Origin of the sequence: Mesorhizobium sp. M1169, assembly GCF_040318345.1 — a bacterium.
GTDB lineage: Bacteria > Pseudomonadota > Alphaproteobacteria > Rhizobiales > Rhizobiaceae > Mesorhizobium.
In genome coordinates this window covers 38,466-55,265 of record NZ_JAMYME010000004.1, presented here as the reverse complement: position 1 = coordinate 55,265, position 16,800 = coordinate 38,466, and the positions used below count along the sequence as shown (strand labels likewise).

Genomic DNA, 16,800 nt, shown 5'->3' with positions numbered 1-16,800 from the left:
GTCGGCGACGTTTCAATGAGGTCGGAGGAAAGCTCAATGACCACTACTCGAGTCCTATTCTTCGATGTTCTGGGAACCGTCGTTGATTGGCGCAGCGGTATCGCAAGGGAGGCCGGCGCCTTCCTCGCGCGAGTTGGTGCAGAGCAGGTCGATCCCGGTGAATTCGCCGATGCGTGGGCGTCGCGCTATGACGCCTCGACCGAGGCGGTGCGGACGGGGCAGCGGCCTTTCGTGTCACTTGACGTAATCAACAGGGAGAATCTGGACGCCACCCTCGTCCAGTTCGGGCTGGCCCCATCCGAGCTGCCGACCGCCGAACTTGAGGAACTCAACCTCGCCTGGCACCGGCTGGAGCCGTGGCCCGATTCGCTGAAAGGCCTTGCGAGGCTAAAGGAACGCTTCATCATCGTGCCCTTATCAGGGGCCAATACCCGGCTGTTGCTGGATATGGCCAAGCGCGCCGGCCTGCCTTGGGACACCGTCCTTGGCTCGGATGTGTTCGGCACCTACAAGCCTGCGCCGCAGGCTTATCTCCGCGCAGTGGAGATCCTGGGGGTGCGACCTGCGGAGGCCGTGTTAATCGCCGCGCACAATGACGACCTGGCCGCGGCACGAAAATGCGGTATCGGAACCGCCTTTGTTGCTCGGCCAAAAGAGCATGGCCCGGCGCAGACGACCGATCTCTCGCCTCTTGAGAGCTGGGACTTTGTGGCCGACGACCTTGTCCATCTCGCCCAAGTTCTCCCGTAGGCCGAGGGCAGAAAACCTAAGCGATGTCGTCGCGAATGCAGGCCTTCAGATGGCCCTCGGCTGTCGCCCTCAGCGGCGGTACAGCCCCGGCGCAAGCTTCCAGCGCGAACGGGCAACGGGTTCGGAAAACGCAGCCCGACGGCGGGTTTGCCGGGCTTGGAATATCGCCTTTGAGCACCTGCCGGCTTTGCCTGGCCAGCGGGTCGAGCGACGGAATGGCCGACAGCAGCGCGCGCGTGTAGGGATGCTGCGGCCGGGCATAAAGCTCGGCCGCCGGCGCAACCTCCATGATGCGCCCGAGATAGAGCACGATGACCGTATCGCAGATGTACTCGACGACAGCCAGATCGTGCGAAATGAACAGCATGGTCAGGCCGAGCCGGAGCTGCAGGTCGCGCAACAAATTGATGATTTGCGCCTGGATCGAGACGTCGAGTGCCGAGACCGGCTCGTCGGCAACGATGAATTCCGGCTCGAGCGTCAGCGCCCGGGCGATGCCGATGCGCTGGCGCTGGCCGCCCGAAAATTCATGGGCGTAGCGGTCATAGGCGTCGACCGGCAACTCGACCGCGGCAAGTGCCTTCTCGGCCTTCGCCCGCCGCTCGGACTTCTTGCCGATGCCTTGAATGTCCAGGCCCTCGGTGAGGATCTGCCCGATCGTCATGCGCGGCGACAGGCTGGCGAAGGGATCCTGGAAAATATACTGCATCTTGCGGCGCTGGCGGCGCAACTGGGCGGCACCCAGCCTGGTGATGTCGGTGCCGTCATAGCTGATTTGGCCGGATGTCGGCTCGATCAGACGCAGCACCGAGCGGCCGATCGTCGTCTTGCCGGAGCCGGATTCGCCGACCAGGCCGACCACCTGGCCACGCCCGATATCGAAAGAAATATCCTCCAACGCCCTTACGACGGGTCCGCGCGAGAACGCTGTCGGCGCAAAATGCTTGGTCAGGTTTTTGACAGCGAGGAAAGGGGCGTCGGCCATCAGAGCTCCTCCCAGCGCAGGCAGCGGCTTTGCTGGGTCGGCGTCGCCGCAAACAATGGAGGGACCGCGGCGCGGCAGGCAGGGATAGCCATCGGGCAACGCGGCGCGAAGGAACAGCCCATGGGCAGCAAGGCGAGCGACGGAACATTTCCGGCAATGGTCGGCAGCGGCGTTCCCGCCGCCTTCAGCGCCGTGGCCTGGCCGAGCCGCGGCACCGAGCGCATCAACCCTGCCGTATAGGGATGACGCGGACGGGTGAACACTTCGCTCACCGGACCTGTTTCGACGATACGCCCGGCATACATCACCGCCACCCGGTCGGCGATTTCGGCGACGACGCCGAGATTGTGGGTGACGAACAGGATGCCCATGCCGCGCTGCGCCTGCAGGTCGGCCAAAAGATCGAGGATCTGGGCCTGGATGGTGACGTCCAATGCGGTTGTCGGCTCGTCGGCGATCAGCAAACCAGGATCGCAGGACAGGGCCATGGCAATGGTGGCACGCTGGCGCATCCCGCCCGAAAGTTCGTGTGGATATTGCCGCGCCCGCCGCTTCGGATCGGGAATGCCGACCTGTTCCAGCAGCCGCACCGCGTCTGCTTCTGCCTCGCGGTGCGATTTGCCGAGATGGATGCGGATCGGTTCGGCGATCTGCTCGCCGATCGTGTAGACCGGGTTGAGGCTGGTCATCGGCTCCTGGAACACCATGCCGATCTCATTGCCGCGTATCTTGCGCAGCGACTCGGCATCGAGGCTGGTCAGCTCGGTAACCGTGCCGTTCTTGCGCCGCAGCGCGATCGACCCCTCGGCGATATGTCCGACCCTCTTTGGCAACAGGCCGATGATCGACAGGCTGGTGACAGATTTGCCGGACCCGGATTCGCCGACAAGCGCCACCGTCTCGCCGGAGCCGATCGTCAGGTCGACATCCCTTACCGCCGCGATGTCGCGCCCCGCGATGCGGAACACCGCGCGCAGGCCGGAAATCGAGAGGATCGGCATGGCGCTCAGCGGAGCAGCCCCACATCGCGAAGGATCATGTCGATCTTTGCGGTTTCCTCGTCGTTCAGGCTGCGCTGCGGCCGCGCCATGGTGTTCGACGCGATGATGCCGAGGCTCTTCATCGCCGCCTTGAAGGCGCCGACGCCGGCCGAGCCGGCGCTGGTCCTGCCGAGCGAGATCCAGACGATCTCGAACAGTTTCAGCAACCGTTCCTGCTCCAGGCGGGCTTCGGCATGCTGGCCCGCCTGCGTCAGCTTCCACAGCCTGACATAACCATGCGGGTCGACATTGGCGAGCCCCGGCACGACGCCGTGCGCACCCATCGCCAGCACGCTGTCGACCAGGATCTCGGAGCCGGTCATGCCGAAGAAGCCGGGGTCGTCGGCCATGTCCTTGAGCACGTAACGCAGATTGCCGTCATCGCCGCTGGAATCCTTGATGCCCGCGATGGCGCCTTCCCTGGCGAGGCCGACCGTGGTCTTGCGCTCCAGCTTGACGTGGACGCAGACCGGGATGTCGTAGGCGATGACCGGAATGTCGATCGCATCCTTGATATAGCGGAAGTGGTCGCCGATCTCCGGCTGGCTGGTGCGGGTATAAAACGGCGCGGTGACGACGATGGCGTCGGCGCCGGCCGATCTGGCGATCCGGGCGTGGTTGATGACGCGGTCGGTCGTCGGGTCGATGACCCCGGCGAAGATCGGAACCCGGCCGTTATTGACCTTAACCGCGTGCTCGAGGATGGCCCTGCGGCCCGCCTCGTCGTGGAAGACCACCTCGCTGGTCGAGCCGAGCACGAACAGCCCGTGAACACCGCCGTCGAGCAGGTTCTCGATGGTGCGGGTGAACGACGGAAAGTCGATGCTGAAATCCGCATTGAGCGGGGTGACGACAGGTGGCACGACGCCGGTAAACAGGGGCATTTTGATAAACCTTTGAGGTCAGTTGAGATCGGAGCGGGGGTCGAATGCGTCGCGCAGGCCGTCGCCGATGAAATTGATGGCGAGCACGGTGAGCACCAGTGCGGCGCCCGGGAACATCCATTGCCAGGGGTAATTTTCAAGCACCACGGTGGAGCGGGCGAGATTGAGCATGTTGCCCCAGCTGGCTTCGGGCGGTGCGATGCCGAGGCCGAGGAAGGACAGGCCGGCCTCGAGCAGGATGGCGTTGGCGATCTGCAAGGTGGCGTAGACGACCAGGATATCGATGCAATTGGGCAGGCCATGCCGGAACAGCAGATGCGGCAGCCCTGCCCCCATGCCGCGGGCGGCGACGACAAAGTCGCGCTCGCGCAGTTCGAGCAGCCGGGCACGCACCATGCGCGACAGCACCGGCCAGGAGAGCAGCGAGATCACCAGGATGGTCGGGGCGATGCCGGTGCCGGCGATCGAAGCCAGCACCAGCAGGAAGATCACCGGCGGCAGCGTCATCGCCAGGTCGACCAGGCGCATCACCGTGCCGTCGACAAGACGCCCGCCGAAGCTGGCGACGGCGCCGACCAGGAAGCCGATGACGGTCGATATGGCGACCGAGCAGACGGCGACCAGCAGTGAGATCCGTCCGCCTTGCAGCAGCCGGGCCATGACGTCGCGCCCGACGCCGTCGCTGCCCAGCCAATGAATGGCCGACGGCGCCTTGTTCATTGCTCGGAGGTCGATGGTGTTAGGACCGAACGGCCACCACAAAGGATACGTCGAAACCGCCAGCAGGATCGGGATGACGATCAAAAGCCCGGCACGCGCCGCGCGGTTTTCAAAAAAGCGGTCGAGCGCGCGGCGAAGCGGGCCTTTGGTTTGCGGCACGGCTGCCGGGTCAACTGTAGGATCTGGCGCCGTGATTGCCATCATGCCACCTGAATGCGCGGGTCGACGACGGCATAAACGACGTCGGTCAAGAGGTTGACCAGGATGACGCAAACGCCGATCACCAGGGTAGCGCCCATGATCACCGGGTAATCGCGGGTGCCGACGGCGTTGACCAGAAGCAGTCCCATGCCCGGCCAGTTGAACACGCTTTCCAGGAAGATAGCGCCGCCGATGGCGATGCCGACAGTCGAGCCGATCAAGGTAATGACCGGCAAGAGCGCGTTGCGGGTTGCATGCTTGATGATAACCCAGAACTCGCGCACGCCCTTGGCACGCGCCGTCCGCACGTAATCCTGGTTGAGCACTTCCAGCAGCGAGGCGCGCATGTAACGCATGATCAGCGCGGCATGGCCGACGGACAGCAGGCAGGCGGGCAGGACGAGGTGCGCAAGCACATCCGTCGCCGAGAACGGCGCACCCGCGGTCTGCATGCCGCCGGACGGCGCCCAGCGCAGCAGCACCGAGAAGAAATAGAGACCGAGCAGCGCTGTCAGAAAAGCCGGGCTGGAGATACCGATAAACGACAGCACCGACAGCGCGATGTCGGATGGTTCGTTACGGCGCACCGCGCTGAAAATGCCGGCGGAAATGCCGAGCACGATGGCGATCGCCAGGCCCGTACCCATCAGCAGCGCCGTCGGGCCGACGCGTTCCATGACCAGTGGCAGCACGGCAACGCCGCTGCGCTGGATCGAATAGCCGAAGTCACCGCTCAGCGCCGCGCGCAGCCAGGCGAGATATTGCACGGGAAGCGGCCGATCGAGCCCGAGCCGTTCGCGCAGGCCCTCGAGGTCGGAAGCCGACATGGGGACCGATGGGTTGATATAGGCGTCGATCGGATCGCCCGGCGCCAGCCGCAACAGGATGAAGATGAGGACGCTGAGCGCGACCAGCATCAGCAATCCTGTGGCGCTGCGGCGGGCAATGAAGCTCAACATCGGCTATCCGTGACGGTGGCAGGCGGCGCCAAAGTGGTCCCGCCTGCTCGCTTGCTTGCGGGTTTCTTACTGGATGTCCCAGCGCTCGGGGTGAGCTGCGTAGGGGCCGCCGCCCGGCGCCGGCGTCCAGACGAAGTCATGCAGCTTGTTGGAGGCTACGCCATAGCGGTTGGCCACCCACAACGTCGCCCAGGGCAGGTCCTTGTTCATCACCTTGCAGACCCCCTGCCAGGATTGATCGAGCTTGGCCGGATCGGTTTGGCCTAGCGCGGCGTCCAATGCGGTGCTCAGATCGTCGAACCCGATGCGCATGGTGTTGAAGCCTGCCGGCGGGATCTGCGACTTATTGAGGCCGGGATTGAGGCCGGCCGGGTTGGGGCCGTTCTGCAGGCCGGCATAGACCATCGGAAAGGCGTTCCAGTCCGGCGTGCCTTGCTTGTAGACGATGCCGTTGTAGGTCGGCGTATCGACGACCCGCGGCACCACATTGATGCCGACCTCGGCCAGCATCGACTGGACAGCGGCCATCACGTTGGCCGCTTGCGGCGAGCCGTAATAGGTCAGCAGGGTGATCGGTTTGTCGCCGTTGATCTTGTCCCAGCCCGCCTCGCTCAGCAGCGCCTTGGCCTTTGCCGGATCGTAGGCATAGGATTCGAGGCCTGCGGGAACAAGGTGCGGCGCGACATAGCCGCAATTGGCTGGCTCGGCGGCACCGCCGTAGAGGCTGTCGATGATGGCGTTGCGATCGATCGCGTACATGATCGCCTGGCGGACACGGATATCCCTAAACAGGTCGACCTTCTGGTTCAGGCCGATATAGTTGACCACGTACGAGGCACCTTCGATCACCTTGAAATTGCTGTCGCTCTTGAACGATGCCGCATCGTCGGGCTCGACATAGGTGAACTGGATTTCGCCGGCACGGAGCGCGGCAACGGCCGCCGCCGGCGACTCGAAATAGCGGTTGATGAGCACGTCTACCTTCGGCTTGCCGCCGCGATAATCGTCATCGGCTGCCAGCTCGACATATTGGTCGCTCACGTAGCGCTTGAACTTGAACGGGCCGGTGCCGACCGGAGTGGTCGACCACCAGGTGCTGGTCGCCAGCGATTCCGGCGACAGTGCGGCCAGGGCATGCTCCGGCAGGATCATCAGCTGCGACAGGATCGATAGAAACGATCCGTTCGGTTTCGATAGCTTCACCACTGCGGTGTGGTCATCCGGCGCATCGACCGAGGCGATGTTGGCGAGGCGGGCGGCAAACAGGCTGCCGGAAGCCTTGTTCCTGGCAAGCTCGAGGGTGAACTTGACGTCCTTCGAGGTGAACGGCTTGCCGTCGTGCCAAGTCTCGTTGACCAGGTTGAACGTATAGCTCAGCTGGTCGTCGCTGATCTTGTAGTCCTTGGCGAGGTCGCCTTCGATCTCGGTCAGTCCGGCATTGTAGATGACCAGCGGTTCAAAATAGGTGCTGAGCCAGGTGTAGCCGCCGGTCGCGACCAGCGGGTTGAAGTTCTTGGGAAAACCGCCCGGGCCGACGTCGAAGCCGCCCGCAATGGTCTTGGCGCTTTGTGCCTGGACACTGGTCAATGGGGCAATGCTGGCGAGCAGTAGCCCGGCGACTGAGAATGCGATGGTCCTGATGCGCATGGTTTCCTCCCTTGGCATAGTCAGGTTGTTCTTCAGCTTGTTCGGTTTTTGGCGATAACCTGCTGGATCCCCCGGTAATGGTCGTCGAGCCGCCGACGCGCCTGGTCGACATCCTTGGCGGCGACAGCCTCGACGATCTCGTGATGGTCGCGCCATGTCGCCAGCGGCGTCGGATTGTCGAGATTGGTGAAATTCGAGGCCTTGTTGAACGCCATCCAGAAGATGTCGATCAGCGCGCTCAGCATGCGATTGTTCTGGCAGCGGAACAGCAGCTGATGGAATTGCTGGTCCTCTTCGGCGAAGCTCTCATGGCGCTCGGCACGTTGCCGCATGCGCTCGGTCAACTGGCGCAGCGCTTCGATATGTTCGGCGCTGATCATCTCGATCGTCTTGGCGATGAGGCCGGTTTCCAGCACGCGACGGATTTCGCGCAGCTCTTCGACGTCGCGCAGCGAATCCTGCAAACCGTAGGCCAGGTTGTCCAGCAGCGGCTTGAACGAGAACTCCTTGACGAACACGCCGATGCCGCGCCGTGTCTCCAGGATGCCGATCGATTCCAGCGCCTTGATGGCCTCCCGCACGGAGTTGCGGCCGACGCCGAGCCGCTGCGCCAGAAACGTCTCCGGCGGCAAGGGATCGCCGGCCTTGAGCTGGTTGCTTTCGATATAGGCCCTGAGGCTTTCCTGCACGGTGACGTGCAGCAGCGGTGGTCTGCTCAACGGTTCGATCGACTTCAGTTCCGCCATCCCACTGCTTTCATCATCCGCTGAAGCTTGCCCGCCGCTTGTCGTATAGCCACTTGTAGGATATCCTGCAAGCCCATAGCAAACGTGCTGCCTCCGAATGAAGATTATCCTCGCCGGCTCGAGCCACTGGCACGCCGAAATGCACCTCGACGCCGCACGCTTTCACGGTGCGGAGATCGCCGGTATCTGGGACGAGAATCCTGGCCAAGCGCATGCGTTCGCCGCGCACCACGACCTGCCGTTTATCGAAGATTTCAAGGAGATACTCTCCAGCCCGCCGGATGTGATCCTGTTGATGGGGCACCCTTCGATGGTGCCGGCGCGGGCACGTGCGATCATCGCGGCAAGGGTACCGCTGATCCTGGAGAAGCCGGCGGCCAGCCATACGAGGGAACTGATGGCGCTGCGCGACCTCGCCAGGCAGTACCAGGCTTTTGTCGCTGTTCCCCTGCCCAACCGTTTCGGGCCGGCCGTTGCCGGCCTTGAACGGCTGCGCCGGCAAGGTCGCGCCGGCCCCGTGGCGCATTGCCAGTTCCGGCTGGTCAACGGCCCGCCGCAACGCTACATCGCCGACGGTGTCGCCTGGGTGCTCGACCCGGCGGTTGGTGGCGGGGGTGCGTTGAGGAATCTCGGCATACACGGCGTCGACGCGGCACTCAGCCTCGCAACCGGCAAGCTCGGCCTGAAAAGCGTTTCGATCGCGAACCGCATCCATCCCGGCCCGGTCGAGGATCACGCACTTCTGGTGCTGGAAGACGAGGCCGGCGCGCTGTTCATCGTCGAGGCCGGTTACACCTTTGCTTCGATGCGCCCCGGCGGTGACTTCGAGTGGCGCATCGTCAGTGCCAATGCCACCCTCATCGATCATGGCGACCATGTTATCTGCGCAACGCTCGACGACGCGGCAATCGTCGACTTGCCGGTCGAACTGCCGGCGACGCGCTATCGTCTGTTCATGCGCGATACGCTTGACCGGCTGGCCAGAAAGGCGCCTCCGCCGGTGTCCATCGAAGATTATGTTGCGGCGATGTCGCTGATCGACGCCGCCTATCAAAAGGCAGGACCATGATTGGAATAGGAATTATCGGCGCCGGCGATTTCGGCGCAGCCCATGCGCGGGCAATCCCTGAGGCTGGCGGCATTCGCCTCGTCGCCGCCTCTCGAGGAAATGCCGACGCACTGCAGCAATTCACCGCTGAACATGGCGGCCGCGGCTACGCGGACTGGCGAAGGCTGCTGGACGACAAGGAGGTCGATGCGGTCCTCATTGCCAGCCCGCACCATCTCCATGCCGAAATGGCCATCGGCGCGGCAAAGGCCGGCAAGCATATCCTGCTCGAAAAACCGATGGCGCCGACGGTGGCTGCCTGCGATGCGATCAACGCCGCCGTGGCCAAGGGTGGCGTCAAGCTGATGGTCGCCCACCTCATGCATTTCGCCCTGCCCTGCATGGCGGCCAGGCAAATTCTGGAGGAAGGCGAGCTCGGCCGGCCGCTCGCCGGATCGAGCTGGATCATCAAGCTGTGGATGGAGCACAATCGCCGCGACTGGCATCTGCGCAAGGCGACCGGCGGCGGCATGCTGTTGACGGCCGGCATCCACGCGGTCGATCGCCTGGTCTGGCTGATGGATGACGATGTCGTGTCGGTGAGCGGCATGCTCGGCGCCAAGTTCCATGACCAGGAAGCAGACGACAGCGCTCTGCTCGGATTGCGCTTCGCCGGCGGCGGCATCGGCCAGGTGCAGAGCGTCGGCTATCGCACCGGCGCCACCACCTATGCCATGGATCTGGTCTGCGAGCGGGGAACGCTGCGCATCGACATGGACCGCGGCACCATGCTTGGCCGCGAGACGGTCTGGACCGAGCTGCCCGGGTCCTTTGAGCCGAACTGGATGCATAACGCGCTGGTGCGCGAATGGAGCGCAATGCGCGATGCCATTGCCGATGACACGCCGGTGCCGGTCGACGGCATCTATGCGCGCAAGATCATCGCCATTATCGAGGCTGCCTTCGCGTCGAACGAAACCCGCCGCGAACACGAGATCGCCGGTGGACGCTGACCTCGACGACCATCTGGCCCGCTTGCCCGCACACGCACCGCGAAGCATCTGGGGCGCGGTGATGCTGGCCATCGACGATCGCGGAGCGATCGACTGGCAGGCGACGGAAGAGACGATCGCCCGGCTCTGCGCCTCAGGCGTCGACGGCGTCTATTCCAATGGCACGGCCTGCGAATTCCATTGCCAGACCGAGCCCGAATTCGACCGGCTTTGTGAGTTGGTCGCAACCATAGCCGGCCGCGCGCGCCTTCCTTTCCAGATCGGCATCAGCCAGTCCAATCCGCGCGTCGCGCTGGAGCGACTGACGCGGGTCGCCGGACTTCGCCCGACGGCGGCTCAATTCACCTTGCCCGACTGGTGGCCGCCCAGTGACGACGAGATCATGCGTTTTGCCGGCGGCCTCTGCGAGGCCGCGCCCGAAACGCCGCTGGTGCTCTACAACCCGCCGCACGCCAAGCGCCGCCTGACGCTCGACGGCATCGCCAGTCTGCGTGCGGCCGTGCCATCGCTGGTCGGCGCCAAGCTGCCGGGCGGCGACGCCGGCTGGTATGCCGACACGCGCCGCAGACTGGACGGATTTTCCGTCTTCGTCCCCGGCCACACGCTGGCAACAGGCTATGCCGGGGGAGCCCATGGCAGCTACTCCAACGTTGCCTGCCTCAACCCGAAGGGCGCGGTGCAGTGGTGGCAGATGATCCGCACCGACATGGCCGCAGCTGCCGAACTCGAGGCCCGCATACAGGCCTTCCTGGCCGTACATGTCCTACCGTTTCGCACCCGTTACAATGTCGGTGATGCAGCACTCGATAAGGCGATGGCGGCGGCTGGCGGCTGGGCGCCGCTCGGGCCGCGATTGCTCTGGCCCTACAGCTCCGTTCCCGATCAGGAAATACCGACGCTGGCCAGGGCGGCTCACGCGGCTTTCCCGGAATGGTGGTAGACCCGTCACCAAGGCGCGGGACGACGGTTCAGCAGCCGGCTCGCGCGCCCTGCGTTGCGCGTGACACAAACGCCCCCGGCTGAGGGACATCGGCCTCGCGCCGTGCCAGTGAATTGCGCAAGAGCGCGATCGCATCGCGGCCGGCGGTCGCAATCTCGCGTGGCCTGTCGACGCCGACGATCATGAACTCCTTGATCCCCAAAGCGGCGTAGGAAAGCAGCGACAGCGCGACCTGCGCCGGCGGCCCGGCAAGTTCGAGCGCCTTCTGGCAGGAAGCGGCCGATTTGTCTTCCGAACGGATTCGGACGGGAAGCGCGAAACGCAGCTTGCCGGCCCGGCCGTGTTCGGCAGCAGCGCCGCGTACGCGCTCCATTGACTGGTGAATTTCTGCAAGCGAGCCAGGCGCCAGCTCGAACACGTCCGCATGCCTGCCCGCGACCCTGAGCGCAGTGCCCGACTGCCCGCCCATGCGGATGGTCACATCGGCACCATGCGGCCCCTTGCGCGGCACATAGCCGCCTTTGATGCTGTAAAAGGTGCCTTCATGGTCGAACGGCCTGTCGTTCGACCACAACCGCTTCAGCAGCACCAGATATTCATCAATGCGTTGCCAGACCACTGTGTGGCCGGCCGGACGTGCCTCGGCATCGTCGTCGCTCAGCGGCTCGCTGAGCATCCTGAGCGACAGCCGGCCACCGCTTCTCGCGTCGAGGGCAGCGAGCTGCCGCGCCGCCACGGTTGGTTCGATCACGCCTGCCCAATGCGTGAGCACGACCTCCAGGGACGAGGTCCGGTCCAGCGTCTGGGCGGCAAGGTCCATATTGGTCAGCAGCCCGGCCTGGTCGTCGATGACGATCCTCTGGAATCCAGCATCCTCGATCAGTGACAGCTTCGTCGCGGTCTCGACAAAGTCATAGAAAAAGCTGGCGTCGGCAGCGTGGATCTTACCGGGAACATGCGTGAACTCGATCGGCATTGCCATCTCCTCCATCACGGTGGAATCAGGGCGCGCAAATGCGCACCGGCATTCGGTTCATCAACTCCGGAATTTCTGCAAACGGCAGGCCGCTATCCCGAGGTAGCCTCGATGATCAGAGCCTTGACAATCAGGGGATCAGCCCCAGTACCACTGCCCCGGTGAATACAAACGCAAGGGCAAAGACGAGATAGGCGAAAGCACCGGCATAGGCCGGCCGCCACACCTGGTCGGAACCCAGCCTTTGGCCTTTGCGGGCAGTCTGAGCGTTCTGGCTATAGGACATATCGACCTCCGTCTCGGCGCTTAATCTATAAAATCAGTAGACTTTGTCGAGTGCTATTTTCGCGCGATCCTTAGAACAATTTTCTTCAAACGGCGGACAAGTTAGTGCTTTTACTGCTTAGCACTGCCTTTTGCGGCATGCCGGGGTGACGGCAGGAAACGTCAGGTCCATGTGTGTCTGTGGCTCCTTGGCCATCCAATGGATGAGGGATAGCATCGCTTCAGCGGAAAGCCGCGACGTCACGGCAAGGCAGCAGGGAGCAAACCATGGGGACAAGACTGGCCGGCAAGGTCGCCATCATTTCGGGTGGCGCGACAGGAATGGGCGGTGCGGCCTCGGAGCTTTTCGCGGCCGAGGGCGCCAAGGTGGCGATCGTCGACCGCAACGGCGAAGCGGCGGCGGCTACCGCGGCGGCAATCAGGCAACGCGGCCATGTCGCCGAGCACTGGGTCGCTGACGTATCGGATGAGGCGCAGGTCGAAACGGCGGTGAAGGGCGCGACGGAAAAATTCGGCCCGGTCACGGTTCTGTTCAACCATGCCGGCACCCTCGTCATCAAACCCTTCCTGGAGACCACGCTGCAGGAATGGGACTGGCTGCATGCCGTCAATGTGCGTTCGATGTTCCTGATGACGCGTGCTGTGCTGCCCGGCATGATCGCCGCCGGCGGCGGTTCCATCGTCTGCACCTCGTCGATCTCGGCGGTGGCGGCGACGCCGATGGAGGTGCTTTACGGCACCACCAAGGGCGCCTGCCATATGTTCGCGCGTGCCATCGCCGTCGAGTTCCGCGACCGCAACATCCGCTGCAATGCGGTCTGTCCAGGCTTCATCAGGACACCGCATGGCCTGCGCGAGGTCGCCGATCTCGACAAACTCGGCGTCGATGTCTCCGACGCGGCAATGGCGGCGCAGCAAGGGCGGATCGGCGAGCCGGAAGAGGTCGCGAAGGCAGCCCTGTTACTGGCCAGCGACGAGGCCAGCTTCGTCAACGGCGCCCATCTGTTCGTCGATAACGGCTTCACCGCGATGTGAAAGGCGAAGCGCCGCTACCGCTCTTCGCGCCGGAACGGCTTGAGCAGCGCCGACGGGGCCACCGCATTGCGCGACATCACCGCCATAGCGACGATGGTGAAGATGAACGGCAGCATCAGGAAGGCCTCGTAGGGGATATGGCCAAGCCCGCTCGCCTGCATGCGCAACTGCAAGGCGTCGACGAAGGCAAACAGCAGTGCAGCACCTGCCGATCGCCACGGATCCCAGCGGCCGAAAACGACGAGCGCGATTGCCACCCAGCCACGCCCCGAAACCACGCCGAAGGTGAAGGCGTTGAATTGCGCCATCGACAGGAAGGCACCGGCCAGTCCCATCAAGGCACCGCCGAGGATCACCGCCTGGAAGCGTGTTGCAATGACGCTGACGCCGGCAGAATCGGCGGCACGCGGGTTTTCGCCGACCATGCGCACCGCTAGGCCCCAAGGCGTGCGGTAGAGCACGAAGGCGGCCAGCGGTATGGCCAGCATCGCCATGTAGACCAGCGAAAACTGGTTGAACACCGCCGGCCCAAGCACCGGTATGTCGGACAGGATCGGGATCGGCAGCGTCTCGAACCCCTTGATGTTCGGTGGCACCGATTGCTGTCCGAAGATCAGCCGGTAGAGGAAATAGGCAAGGCCCGACGAGAACAGCGTCACGCCGATGCCGCAGACATGCTGGCTGAGGCCGAGCGCTACAGTGAACAGCGCGTGCACGGCGCCCATCAGCGCCCCGGTCAGCACCGCCGCGAGCACGCCAAGCCAAAGGCTGCCGCTGAGGCTCGCCGCGGTGAAGCCGGTCATCGCCGACAAAAGCATGATGCCTTCGATGCCGAGATTGAGCACCCCGGCGCGCTCGGAGAACATTTCGCCCAGCGTTGCGAAGGCCAGGGGCGTGGCAATGCGGATGATGGCGGCCAGGAAGCCGACCTGGAATATCTGCTCCAGCACCACGCTCATTTGGCTATTCCCACGCGACGGAGGCGATAGGCGGTGAACAGCAGCGCCACCAGCATGGCAAGCAATGCGGTTCCCTGAATAACATCGCTGAGGAAGGCCGGAACGCCGGTGGCCCTCGACATCGCCTCGGCGCCGGTCATGACGGCGGCAAGGAAGATCGCCGCCGGCACGACGCCGAGCGGATTGAGCCTCGCCAGCATGGCGACGACGATGCCGGAATAGCCATAGCCCGGCGAGATGTCGCTCATCACCTGGAAATGCACGCCGCCGACCTCGCCGACGCCGGCAAGGCCGGCCAATGCGCCAGACAGCAGCGCCGTCGAAATCAGCACCCGCTCGACATTGATGCCGCCATAGCGCGCCGCCTCGGGGTTTTCGCCGGTGACCCTGATGCGGAAGCCGAGCGTGGTGCGCGCGACCACGAACCAGATGACCGGTGCGGCGACCAGCGCCGCGACAACGCCGAGATGCAGCCGTGTGCCTTCGAGCAGCACCGGAAAATTGGCCGTATCCTCGATCGGCGGCGAGATCGGGTAGCCGCTGAAACTGTCCTTCCATGGCCCCTCGATCAGCGCCATCAGTGCATAGAAAATGACCGAGTTGAGCAGCAGTGAGCTGACCACGTCATCGACCCTGAATTTTACCCTCAGCGTGGCGGGGATCAGGGCGACGGCCGCGCCGGCGGCAGCGCCCGCCAGCGCCATCAGCAGCATGGCGAGCGGCCCCGGCATCGGGATTGCACCGACGCCACAGCTCGCCGCCGCACCAGCCAGCAATTGCCCTTCGGCGCCGATGTTCCAGAATTTGGCGCGGAAGGCGACTGCCACGGCCAGCCCGGTGAAGATCATCGGCGCGGCACGCACCAGCGTTTCGGTGATGGCGTAGCTGTCGCCCAAAGACGCCGAAAACATAACGCCATAAGCCTCGACGACGCCGGCGCCGGCCAGTGCGATGAGGCCGCTGCACAGGATCAGCGTCGCGCCGATGGCGAGCAGCGGCAGCGCCAGATTGAACCAGGCGGGCGTTGAGGTGCGGGCCTCGAGACGGAACATCAGGCATGGCCCTCCGCGCCGGTCATCATCAACCCGAGTCTGGCGATGCTGGCGTCGGCGCTGTTCAGCGTGCCGACGATGCGGCCTTCATACATCACCGCGATACGATCCGAGAGCATCAGCAACTCTTCCAGATCCTCGCCGATGACGACGATGCCGCAGCCCTTGGCGCGCATGTCGAGGAATTTTTCGTGGATGAAGCGCGCGGCGCCGATATCGAGGCCGCGAGTCGGCTGCGAAACGATCAGCACCTTCGGATCGAAAGCGAGTTCGCGCGCCAGAAGGGCCTTCTGCAGATTGCCGCCGGACAGCGCCCCGGCGCGCGTCATCGGCCCGGGGCAACGTATATCGTAGGCCTTGATCTGCGCCTCGGCGAAGACGCGGATCGCATCCGGCTTGAGCAGGCCGTTGCGGCTGAACGCCGCCGTGCCGATGCGCGGCAGCACCATCGAATCGGCAAGCGGCAGATTGGTGACCAGCCCTGTCGTCATGCGGTCTTCCGGGATGCGGCCGAGGCCGAGCGCCTGGACTGTGCTCGGCGAGAACCGCGAAACCGTTTTGCCGGCTATGGTCATCTTCCCGGCATCGGGCGCACGCACGCCGGAGATGACCTCGGCAAGCGCGCGCTGGCCATTGCCGGAGACGCCGGCGATGCCGAGGATCTCGCCGCCACGAACCGACAGCGAAACATCGCGCAGCGCCATGCCGGAATGATGCGATGTCGAGATACCGTCGAGGGTCAGCACGGCCGCACCCGGCATCGACGGTCCTCTGGCCGGAGGCACGATCTCGTGGCCGCACATCAGCCGCGCCATCTCCGAGGACGTGGTGCTGGCCGGCGCATCGACGCGGCCGGCAACGCGCCCATGCCGGAGCACGACGCAGCGATGCGTCAGCGCTCGCACCTCGTTGAGCTTATGCGAGATGAAAATGATGCCGAGCCCTTGTGCCGCCATCGAGCGCAGCGCCGAAAACAGCCCGTCGACCTCGGTTGGTGCCAACACCGCCGTCGGCTCGTCGAGGATCAGCAGCCTTGCGCCGCGAAACAGCGCCTTGACGATTTCGAGCCGCTGTTGCTCGCCGACCGACAGCGCCGAGACGGGGAGGTCCGGGTCGAGCGTCAGCCCGTGCTGGCGGCCGATCTCGGCGAGCCGCGCCAGCCCGCCGGCGCGGTTGATCCGGCCCGATCTGCCGGGAATGCCGATCAAGAGGTTCTCCAGCACCGAAAGCCGCGGTGCGAGATGAAAATGCTGGTGCACCATGCCGATGCCGGCGGCCAGCGCATCGGCCGAACTGTTGATCGCCACCGACCGGCCCTGCACCAGGATCTCGCCGGCATCGGGCGCATAGGCGCCGAACAGCACGTTCATCAGCGTCGTCTTGCCGGCGCCGTTTTCGCCGAGCAGCCCGAGGATTTCACCCGGCGCGACGCTGAGATCGACGGCCTCGTTCGCCTGGACGGCGCCAAAGCTCTTGGAGATGCCGCGCATTTCAATAAGAGGGGCAGGCGTTGACAAGGGTGCTCCCGATCGGAATTGGCTTTACGGTTCAGGTTTGATC

The 16,800-nt window shown here is 64.4% G+C and carries 17 protein-coding genes; 5 read left to right on the top strand and 12 right to left on the bottom strand.

Going from position 1 to position 16,800, the window contains the following annotated elements; genetic code table 11:
- Nucleotides 1-36 precede the first annotated feature (36 nt).
- Nucleotides 37-750 (top strand): haloacid dehalogenase type II, encoded by a 714-nt coding sequence (locus NKH41_RS05455; RefSeq protein WP_352767467.1) that lies wholly within the window; start codon nt 37-39, stop codon nt 748-750.
- Between the two features lie 16 nt (nt 751-766).
- On the opposite strand, the gene NKH41_RS05450 is transcribed toward NKH41_RS05455, so the two are convergent.
- From NKH41_RS05450 to NKH41_RS05420, 7 genes are all read right to left on the bottom strand, one after another.
- Complete coding sequence (locus NKH41_RS05450) at nt 767-1,735, bottom strand: ABC transporter ATP-binding protein (protein WP_352767465.1); 969 nt, start codon at nt 1,733-1,735, stop codon at nt 767-769.
- Nucleotides 1,735-2,745: an ABC transporter ATP-binding protein gene (locus tag NKH41_RS05445; RefSeq protein ID WP_352613542.1), complete on the bottom strand. Its 1,011-nt coding sequence runs from the start codon at nt 2,743-2,745 to the stop codon at nt 1,735-1,737. Before NKH41_RS05445 ends, NKH41_RS05450 begins: the two co-directional genes overlap by 1 nt.
- Nucleotides 2,742-3,659, bottom strand: a complete 918-nt coding sequence (locus tag NKH41_RS05440) for a dihydrodipicolinate synthase family protein (RefSeq protein WP_352767463.1) — start codon at nt 3,657-3,659, stop codon at nt 2,742-2,744. The genes NKH41_RS05445 and NKH41_RS05440 overlap by 4 nt, the downstream gene beginning before the upstream one ends.
- Nucleotides 3,660-3,677: 18 nt before the next feature.
- Entirely contained in the window at nt 3,678-4,580 is a 903-nt protein-coding gene (locus NKH41_RS05435; protein WP_352767461.1) for an ABC transporter permease, read from the bottom strand.
- Nucleotides 4,580-5,539, bottom strand: coding sequence for an ABC transporter permease (locus NKH41_RS05430; RefSeq protein WP_352767459.1), 960 nt, complete (start codon nt 5,537-5,539; stop codon nt 4,580-4,582). Before NKH41_RS05430 ends, NKH41_RS05435 begins: the two co-directional genes overlap by 1 nt.
- Before the next feature lie 66 nt (nt 5,540-5,605).
- Nucleotides 5,606-7,186 (bottom strand): ABC transporter substrate-binding protein, encoded by a 1,581-nt coding sequence (locus NKH41_RS05425; RefSeq protein ID WP_352767457.1) that lies wholly within the window; start codon nt 7,184-7,186, stop codon nt 5,606-5,608.
- Nucleotides 7,187-7,218: 32 nt separating this feature from the next.
- Entirely contained in the window at nt 7,219-7,932 is a 714-nt protein-coding gene (locus NKH41_RS05420; RefSeq protein ID WP_352767455.1) for a FadR/GntR family transcriptional regulator, read from the bottom strand.
- A gap of 97 nt (nt 7,933-8,029) precedes the next feature.
- Here NKH41_RS05420 and NKH41_RS05415 point away from each other — a divergent pair, with 97 nt between their 5' ends.
- Genes NKH41_RS05415 through NKH41_RS05405 form a run of 3 tightly spaced genes read left to right on the top strand, consistent with a single transcriptional unit; the run spans nt 8,030 to nt 10,933 of the window.
- Nucleotides 8,030-9,001, top strand: coding sequence for a Gfo/Idh/MocA family protein (locus tag NKH41_RS05415; protein WP_352767453.1), 972 nt, complete (start codon nt 8,030-8,032; stop codon nt 8,999-9,001).
- Entirely contained in the window at nt 8,998-9,993 is a 996-nt protein-coding gene (locus NKH41_RS05410) for a Gfo/Idh/MocA family protein (RefSeq protein WP_352767451.1), read from the top strand. The genes NKH41_RS05415 and NKH41_RS05410 overlap by 4 nt, the downstream gene beginning before the upstream one ends.
- On the top strand, nt 9,983-10,933 hold the full coding sequence (locus tag NKH41_RS05405; RefSeq protein ID WP_352767449.1) for a dihydrodipicolinate synthase family protein: 951 nt from the start codon (nt 9,983-9,985) through the stop codon (nt 10,931-10,933). The genes NKH41_RS05410 and NKH41_RS05405 overlap by 11 nt, the downstream gene beginning before the upstream one ends.
- A gap of 28 nt (nt 10,934-10,961) precedes the next feature.
- Here the strand turns inward: NKH41_RS05405 and NKH41_RS05400 are convergent, their stop codons facing one another.
- Both NKH41_RS05400 and NKH41_RS05395 read right to left on the bottom strand, forming a co-directional pair.
- Nucleotides 10,962-11,909 carry an LLM class flavin-dependent oxidoreductase gene (locus NKH41_RS05400; protein WP_352767448.1) on the bottom strand — a complete coding sequence of 316 codons (948 nt, stop codon included), beginning with the start codon at nt 11,907-11,909 and terminating at the stop codon, nt 10,962-10,964.
- Nucleotides 11,910-12,039: 130 nt separating this feature from the next.
- Nucleotides 12,040-12,195, bottom strand: a complete 156-nt coding sequence (locus tag NKH41_RS05395; protein WP_023678176.1) for a hypothetical protein — start codon at nt 12,193-12,195, stop codon at nt 12,040-12,042.
- A 266-nt stretch (nt 12,196-12,461) separates the two neighbouring features.
- On the opposite strand from NKH41_RS05395, the gene NKH41_RS05390 reads away from it, so the two are divergent.
- Nucleotides 12,462-13,229: an SDR family NAD(P)-dependent oxidoreductase gene (locus tag NKH41_RS05390; RefSeq protein ID WP_352767447.1), complete on the top strand. Its 768-nt coding sequence runs from the start codon at nt 12,462-12,464 to the stop codon at nt 13,227-13,229.
- A gap of 14 nt (nt 13,230-13,243) precedes the next feature.
- On the opposite strand, the gene NKH41_RS05385 is transcribed toward NKH41_RS05390, so the two are convergent.
- From NKH41_RS05385 to NKH41_RS05375, 3 genes are read right to left on the bottom strand one after another with little or no spacing between them, the layout of a single operon-like run.
- Nucleotides 13,244-14,188: an ABC transporter permease gene (locus NKH41_RS05385; RefSeq protein WP_023678177.1), complete on the bottom strand. Its 945-nt coding sequence runs from the start codon at nt 14,186-14,188 to the stop codon at nt 13,244-13,246.
- Entirely contained in the window at nt 14,185-15,240 is a 1,056-nt protein-coding gene (locus NKH41_RS05380; RefSeq protein WP_352767446.1) for an ABC transporter permease, read from the bottom strand. The genes NKH41_RS05385 and NKH41_RS05380 overlap by 4 nt, the downstream gene beginning before the upstream one ends.
- The gene (locus NKH41_RS05375; RefSeq protein ID WP_502895647.1) at nt 15,240-16,730 is read right to left on the bottom strand and encodes an ABC transporter ATP-binding protein; all 1,491 of its coding nucleotides are present in this window, start codon (nt 16,728-16,730) and stop codon (nt 15,240-15,242) included. Before NKH41_RS05375 ends, NKH41_RS05380 begins: the two co-directional genes overlap by 1 nt.
- Nucleotides 16,731-16,800 lie beyond the last annotated feature (70 nt).

Coding starts and splice junctions, on each gene's coding strand:
- NKH41_RS05390 (WP_352767447.1), top strand. CDS start 12,462: ATGGGGACAAGACTGGCCGGCAAGGTCGCCATCATTTCGGGTGGCGCG.
- NKH41_RS05410 (WP_352767451.1), top strand. CDS start 8,998: ATGATTGGAATAGGAATTATCGGCGCCGGCGATTTCGGCGCAGCCCAT.
- NKH41_RS05450 (WP_352767465.1), bottom strand. CDS start 1,735: ATGGCCGACGCCCCTTTCCTCGCTGTCAAAAACCTGACCAAGCATTTT.
- NKH41_RS05395 (WP_023678176.1), bottom strand. CDS start 12,195: ATGTCCTATAGCCAGAACGCTCAGACTGCCCGCAAAGGCCAAAGGCTG.
- NKH41_RS05415 (WP_352767453.1), top strand. CDS start 8,030: ATGAAGATTATCCTCGCCGGCTCGAGCCACTGGCACGCCGAAATGCAC.
- NKH41_RS05400 (WP_352767448.1), bottom strand. CDS start 11,909: ATGCCGATCGAGTTCACGCATGTTCCCGGTAAGATCCACGCTGCCGAC.
- NKH41_RS05420 (WP_352767455.1), bottom strand. CDS start 7,932: ATGGCGGAACTGAAGTCGATCGAACCGTTGAGCAGACCACCGCTGCTG.
- NKH41_RS05435 (WP_352767461.1), bottom strand. CDS start 4,580: ATGGCAATCACGGCGCCAGATCCTACAGTTGACCCGGCAGCCGTGCCG.
- NKH41_RS05375 (WP_502895647.1), bottom strand. CDS start 16,730: ATGCGCGGCATCTCCAAGAGCTTTGGCGCCGTCCAGGCGAACGAGGCC.
- NKH41_RS05430 (WP_352767459.1), bottom strand. CDS start 5,539: ATGTTGAGCTTCATTGCCCGCCGCAGCGCCACAGGATTGCTGATGCTG.
- NKH41_RS05385 (WP_023678177.1), bottom strand. CDS start 14,188: ATGAGCGTGGTGCTGGAGCAGATATTCCAGGTCGGCTTCCTGGCCGCC.
- NKH41_RS05380 (WP_352767446.1), bottom strand. CDS start 15,240: ATGTTCCGTCTCGAGGCCCGCACCTCAACGCCCGCCTGGTTCAATCTG.
- NKH41_RS05440 (WP_352767463.1), bottom strand. CDS start 3,659: ATGCCCCTGTTTACCGGCGTCGTGCCACCTGTCGTCACCCCGCTCAAT.
- NKH41_RS05425 (WP_352767457.1), bottom strand. CDS start 7,186: ATGCGCATCAGGACCATCGCATTCTCAGTCGCCGGGCTACTGCTCGCC.
- NKH41_RS05455 (WP_352767467.1), top strand. CDS start 37: ATGACCACTACTCGAGTCCTATTCTTCGATGTTCTGGGAACCGTCGTT.